This is a genomic window from Sphingobium lactosutens, from assembly GCF_013393185.1.
GTDB lineage: Bacteria > Pseudomonadota > Alphaproteobacteria > Sphingomonadales > Sphingomonadaceae > Sphingobium > Sphingobium lactosutens_A.
In genome coordinates, this window is the sequence record NZ_QJQX01000022.1 from 155,525 (window position 1) to 162,028 (window position 6,504).

Here is a 6,504-nt window from a genome sequence, read left to right on the forward strand (position 1 = left end):
GGTTTTGCAAAAATTTGCAGATAGCCCTGACTGATGACATTGGTGGGACGGTGCGGCGTCCGTTCAGGTGTCCGGCGTTCAGGTGTCTGGACGATACCCCCCTTCCCGCTTACACAAGGCCCCGTGATTACAGATGTGATGTCGTTGATGCCGGTGGCATCACTCTATCTTTATGGGCCGCAGGCATAGTCATAAGGTCGGGAATGAGAATATTATTGGTTGAGGACGAGGTCGAGATGGTAACCGCGCTACGGGAGATATTCCTGAACCGCGGCATAGTGATGAATCATGCGGAAACCTTGTCCGAAGCCAGGATCGTAGCAGAAACCTACACCCACGATGTCATCATTCTCGATCGGCAATTGCCTGATGGCGATGGGCTCGAACTCATCAGCTACTTGCGCGCCGACGGAAATCTGGCGCCCGTCCTTGTTCTGACGGCGCGGGGGGAAATCTCCCACAAAGTCGAGGGCCTGGATCATGGGGCAGATGACTATCTGGCAAAACCCTTTGCCGTGGAGGAGCTTCTGGCGCGAATACGTGCGCTGGGCCGCCGTCCATCCAATCTGCAAAGCGATCTGGTTACGGCGGCTAGGCTGTCTTATGACTATGTTAGTCGAGAGGTTGTTGTTGACGGCAAAACGCTGGAACTTACCCGGCGCGAGCATCTCGTTCTGGAAACCCTGCTGCGTCATCTTGGGCGAATGGTGATGCGGCCTATACTTATGGAAGCGGTGTTCTCCATGGACGACGAGGTCCAGCCAAACGCACTGGACACCCACGTCTCGCGGTTGCGGCGCAAGCTTTCAGACGCCAATAGTGGACTGGTCATCAACGGCGTTCGCGGCGTCGGCTACTTATTACGCGAAGAACAATGACCATATCGCGGCGATCTCTGAAATGGCGCCTGATCAACAGCTTGGTGATCTGGCAAGCCCTTATCCTCCTTGTGCTTATCGCATTTAGCGCTGTATCCTTGGCGTATATGTGGTCGGAAGGAGCTCTCGGCGACAGCCGCGGGCGCGCCGCCTATGAAGCTGTCAGCGAAGCAGTCTCGCATGATGCCACAGGGCGGCTTGATCTACGCCCCTCCCACAAACTGGACAGGTTGCGTAAGGAGATAGACGGCTTTTGGTTTCTCGTCCGTGACGCAAGAGGCCAAAGCTTGGCTGAAGGGCGAATGCCCGATGACGCGCGTGCGTTACTACCCGTTCTCGATCATATCGAAGGCGCGAACGTCGGTCATTTGGCGGCCGGCAATTTCCGTGATGTTGGTAGTGTCGCAATCGCTGACACACGGGCGGGGAGAGTGCGGATACTTGCCGACAACAGGGGATCAGTAACCTTTTCAACGGTGTTGGCGATCGCCCGAACCAACTTGATGATCGGTTCTGTCTTCGTGCTTTTGATGGCTGTAACCACTCTGATCGTGACGCCATTTGTCGTGCGCCGGGCGCTCGCAGGTTTGGACAAGGCGGCCGGCGAGGCGGAGCAGATCGACATCAAACGCGCGGGCGTCCGTTTGACAACCCGAGGCGTATTCCGAGAGATCAAGCCTCTCGTCATCGCAGTCAATGAAGCGCTCGATCGCCTCGATCAGGGGTATGAAAGGCACAAGCGCTTCCTGGCCGATGCAGCGCATGAACTGCGCACCCCCATCGCAATATTGAGCACCCGCGTCTCATCGCTGCCGACAAGCGACACAAAGCTGCGCCTGCTTCAGGATGCGGCCCGTCTGACCGTGTTGGCAGATCAACTGCTCGATCTTCAGCGCCTCGATGGGCAGGAGTTGTCGTTTTCGCCGGTAGACCTGGTTACAGTCGCCGAACGCGTGATCGTCAACCTGTCCCCCCTCGCCTTCGCGGCCGGCTATGAAATAGATTTCGATTCAAAGGATGCGACCGTGTCGATCAACGGCGACGAAAGCGCTATTGAACGGGTGATCACCAATCTGGTCCAGAATGCTATAGATCATGGCGGGCAGCGTGGTTCGATCAGCCTTTGCGTGTCGAGGCCAGGCGTGATCGAGATATGCGACGATGGTGACGGCATTCCCGAATCCGAACGCGAAAGCATCTTCGATCCTTTTCGTCGCCTAAAGCGTGGCGGACGCGGCGCGGGCCTTGGCCTGGACCTCGTGCAACGGATCATGCGGATGCATGGCGGATTTGTCGATGTGGTCCCCAGGGAAGGTCGTGGGGCGTGCATGAGATTGTGCTTCAATGGCAACGATTAGCATTCCACCAAGCCCCTCCTGGAGACCCTCCGATTGATAAGTCTCGACCGATTTTTCACGTTGATCCATCCAGCATGTATTTACCGCCCGCCGACAACCATATTCTGACATGCGACAGAATGACGACAGGGTCAGGTGGCATGAGCCGATAAAGCCACAAGCCCATCATGTGATCAAGATAAGCATACTGCGATGCCGTACGTATCGGACCGGCAGCATTTCGATTGCTCGGAGAGATTTGTTGAAAGGGATATGATGTTGAATCCGTTGCTAGATACAGTTGCTCTCCCACGCTTCACCGAAATCCAGCCTGACCAGATCGCTTCGGCGCTGGGCGTAGCGATCGCGGATCAAGAGGCCGCCGTCGCGATGGTCATCGCCGCCCCGGCAAAATCTTTCGAAGACGTCTGGATGCCGTTGGAGCGGGCTAGCAACATGCTGGACTCCATCTGGTCGGTGGTCAGTCATCTGTGCGCTGTCGCAGACAGCCCTGCCCTTCGCACCGCGCATGCAGAAGGCGAAGCCCGGCTGGTTGCAGCCGGAATCGCCTATGCCCAGAATCGCGAATTATATGATGCCCTCGTTGCGTTCAGCGCCACGTCCGCGTTCGCAACGTCGGATACAGCCGATCAGGTCGCCGTCACCCGCGCAATCCGCGATTTCAGTTTGTCCGGCGTGGCGCTCGACGCCGACGCGCGGTCGCGTTTCCGGGACATTTCGCTGGAACTGTCCGGCCTCTCCACCGACTTTGGTAATGCGGTCCTAGACGCGACCGATGCTTGGGAAGAAATCGTGACCGATGAGGCCATTCTTTCCGGCATGTCGGACATGGATAAAGCGATGTTCCGCAAGGCAGCGGAGGACAAGGGTGTCGCCGGATGGCGGATTACGCTTCAACAACCTAGCGTAAGCGCCATATTGACGTTTGCACAAAACCCGGAGTTACGCGCACGTATCTATCGCGCCAATGTCACACGCGCGTCGGATCAGGGGCCACATGCCGGTCAATTCGACAATTCACCAAAAATTGCACGAATGTTGCAATTGCGACGCGAAATGGCCGAATTGCTAGGATATCCCGATTATGTAGCGCTCTCACTCGCAACCAAGATGGCACCAGATGCGGCCGAAGTTCTTGGCTTCCTGCGCGATATCGCAGCCCGCGCCAAAGAGACGGCGATACGGGAACTGGCCGAAGTTCGCACATTCGCGGCACAACATCTGGGTATGTCCGACGTGCAGCCATGGGACATAGGGTTCGTATCCAACCTCCTGCGCAAGGAACGTTACGCGATCGATGAGCAGGAAGTCCGCGCATATTTCCCGGTCGAACGGGTGATGGCCGGATGGCAGATGTTGCTTGAACGGTTATTCGGGATCCGCTTACGCGAACGCCGGGACGTGCCACTATACCATGCCGATGCACAATATTTTGATGTACTCGATGAAAGCGGCGAAAGCTTCGCTGGCCTCTATCTCGACATCCATGCCCGCCCGGGCAAGCGCGGAGGGGCATGGATGGCCCCGGCGCGCGCTCGGATCGCAGATGGTAACACGGCGTCCCTGCCGGTCGCCTATCTGACCTGCAACTTTAGTCCTAAGGGTAGCGATACGCCATCCCTGCTCAGCCACGGCGACATCGTCACACTGCTGCACGAAACCGGCCATTGCCTCCATCATCTGTTCACACGTGTCGACAGACCCTCGATCGGTGGGATCAACGGATTTGAATGGGACGCGATCGAACTCCCAAGCCAGCTTATGGAAGACTTCGCCTGGGACCGCGATGTGCTGACGGCAATGTCCGGCCATCATGCGACAGGGGCGCCGCTACCCGCCGACATCTATGACCGCATGTTGACGGGCCGGCTCTTCCAGGCGGGACTTTACATCTTGCGATATGTCGAATTCGCGCTGTTCGATCTTCTGCTCCATTTGGGTGTCATGGGATCTGACCCGATCGAAGTGATCAACGCGGTGCGCGAAGAGGTCGCAATCATTCACCCGCCGGAATGGCATCGTTTCCCTCACAGCTTCAGTCACATCTTCGCAGGTAGTTATGCGGCGGGATATTATAGCTATCTCTGGGCCGAACTCCTTGCGGCGGATGGCTTCCAGCGCTTCGTGGAAGCTGGAGTCGTAGACCGCGCGACCGGCGACGATCTTCGGAATGAAATTCTCTCCCGCGGCGCCACTCGCCCGGCCGCAGATAGCTTCCGCGCCTTCCGCGGGCGGAATCCAGATCCGGCTGCCCTGCTCAGGCGGCACGGTCTCGTGCAGACCATCTGATGCAACGACACGCTTGAAGACGATCGACGCGCTTATCCAGCGATCGCACCATGGCGACTAGCAGACATGGCGGCACATCCACTCACAGGGCATATTCTGATGAACGATCAAAGAGTTGGTATAATGCAGCACAGTCGAGAGTGGCTGAACGAAGCGGTCCGGCGGATAGAAGCGGACTATAATCGCTCCGCAGATACCCATCTCATACGGATAGACCTTCCCCGATACCCGAACATTCCCCTGTATCTGAAGGATGAAAGTTCGCATCCTACGGGCAGCCTCAAGCATCGCCTTGCCCGATCGCTGTTCCTCTATGCGCTGTGCAACGAGTGGATCAGACCTGACACATGCATCATCGAATCGTCTTCAGGGTCCACCGCTGTGAGCGAAGCCTATTTCGCGCGCATGCTGGGGCTGCGCTTCATCGCGGTGGTTCCATCCACGACCGCCGCGCCGAAGCTTGACGCCATCCGCTTTTACGGCGGAGAAATCCATATGGTCGACGATCCACGTACGATCTATGACGAATCGCATCGACTGGCTGCCGAAACAGGTGGCCATTACCTGGACCAGTTCACCTATGCCGAGCGTGCCACGGACTGGCGCGGCAACAATAACATTGCCGAAAGCATCTTCTCTCAAATGGAAGCCGAAGAAGCCCCCATTCCCAGATGGATCGTCTGCGGAGCCGGGACAGGTGGCACCTCGGCGACGATAGGGCGGTTTATACGCTATTGTCGGCACGAGACACAGCTATGCGTCGCCGACCCGATCGATTCTATTTTCCACCGCCATTTCAAAGACAATACCTTGGTCGCGCTGCCAGACGGCTGTGCGTCCCGGATCGAAGGGATCGGACGGCCGCGCGTCGAACCCAGTTTCCTACCCAGCGTCATCGATCGCATGATCGCAGTTCGAGATGAAGACAGCATTGGCGCCATGCGCGCGCTAAGCCAATCCCTAGGTAGGCGGGTAGGAGGATCGACAGGCACGAACCTCTGGGCATGCGCTACACTGATCAAAGAGATGTCGGCGGCAGGCGAAACAGGCAGCGTCGTGACACTATTATGCGATGGCGGCGAACGCTATGGCTGCACTTATTACAATGACGTTTGGCTAAGCGAGCGACAGATAAACTATCAAGATGCTACAAAGCAAACTGCCAGATTTCTAGGCTCAGAATCTGTAATTGCAGAGCTAGGCAGTGTGATCCCTTGAGGGTTTCATGGATCTGTCCGCACTGGCCAAGCCGGAACTTGGTCGTGCTGTGTCGGGTCTCAAAGAGGCGAACGTTGCATTGACTCGACGCGGGCTTTTCGGCCCATCTGACTACCTTCACAGATCGTTCGTCCCTGCGTTCCCTCGCGGGACACCGCCCTCGGATCAGCTTTGAGGCTTGACCGCTGGCAAACAGGTTCTATCCTACCTCACGCCTGGAACGTATGGCCCGCCCCGTCCGCAAGAGGCTTTTTAAAGGTGGCATGATGGTCTGCATCAACGTATCCGGTCTCAAGGCTGATGCCTTGGCCAAGATGGATATCCGCACAGTCTGATCCTCATAAAAACGCCGGTGCCAAGCACCATATTTTGAGCCAGGTTTCCAGACTGCCGGTACGACCTGTTATGCCATCTTCAGTTCACCTCACGCAGACATTGTAAGCAAACGGCGTTGGTGCCGCCCGCTATTTTTGACGATCAGGCGGTGAAGAATGCCTGCCGATCGAAGTCTTTCTGTAAGCGCCGACGGAACGAGGCCTTGTTGCCGGCACTGGAATAGGAAAGCTCGCGGCCTTTGAGGAGGCGAGAGAGTGGATATCGAGCAGTCAAACGAGCCTCGTATGAGCGGTCGCGGTGATGGCGGAGCGCTTGTACGGGTGGAGCGGCGTCGAAACTGGAGCGACGAGGAGAAGCTGGCGATCCTGAAGGAGACGACGGTACCTGGCGTCGTCGTATCGGCCGTGGCCCGGCGGCATGGGATA

General features: G+C 57.3%; 5 protein-coding genes. All 5 read left to right on the forward strand.

Going from position 1 to position 6,504, the window contains the following annotated elements; genetic code table 11:
- Positions 1-215 precede the first annotated feature (215 nt).
- Positions 216-878: a response regulator transcription factor gene (locus tag DM806_RS02655; RefSeq protein WP_218647322.1), complete on the forward strand. Its 663-nt coding sequence runs from the start codon at positions 216-218 to the stop codon at positions 876-878.
- Positions 875-2,236 carry a sensor histidine kinase gene (locus DM806_RS02660; protein ID WP_218647323.1) on the forward strand — a complete coding sequence of 454 codons (1,362 nt, stop codon included), beginning with the start codon at positions 875-877 and terminating at the stop codon, positions 2,234-2,236. Before DM806_RS02655 ends, DM806_RS02660 begins: the two co-directional genes overlap by 4 nt.
- Positions 2,237-2,488: 252 nt before the next feature.
- On the forward strand, positions 2,489-4,525 hold the full coding sequence (locus DM806_RS02665; protein ID WP_179041699.1) for a M3 family metallopeptidase: 2,037 nt from the start codon (positions 2,489-2,491) through the stop codon (positions 4,523-4,525).
- A gap of 123 nt (positions 4,526-4,648) precedes the next feature.
- Positions 4,649-5,743: a PLP-dependent cysteine synthase family protein gene (locus DM806_RS02670; RefSeq protein WP_179041700.1), complete on the forward strand. Its 1,095-nt coding sequence runs from the start codon at positions 4,649-4,651 to the stop codon at positions 5,741-5,743.
- 620 nt (positions 5,744-6,363) lie between these two features.
- A partial coding sequence (locus DM806_RS02675) for a transposase (RefSeq protein ID WP_179041701.1) occupies positions 6,364-6,504 on the forward strand: 141 nt, incomplete at its 3' end.

What these genes read in the sequence shown, in the direction of transcription:
- DM806_RS02660 (WP_218647323.1), top strand. Translation starts at nt 875, where the DNA reads ATGACCATATCGCGGCGATCTCTGAAATGGCGCCTGATCAACAGCTTG.
- DM806_RS02670 (WP_179041700.1), top strand. Translation starts at nt 4,649, where the DNA reads ATGCAGCACAGTCGAGAGTGGCTGAACGAAGCGGTCCGGCGGATAGAA.
- DM806_RS02665 (WP_179041699.1), top strand. Translation starts at nt 2,489, where the DNA reads ATGATGTTGAATCCGTTGCTAGATACAGTTGCTCTCCCACGCTTCACC.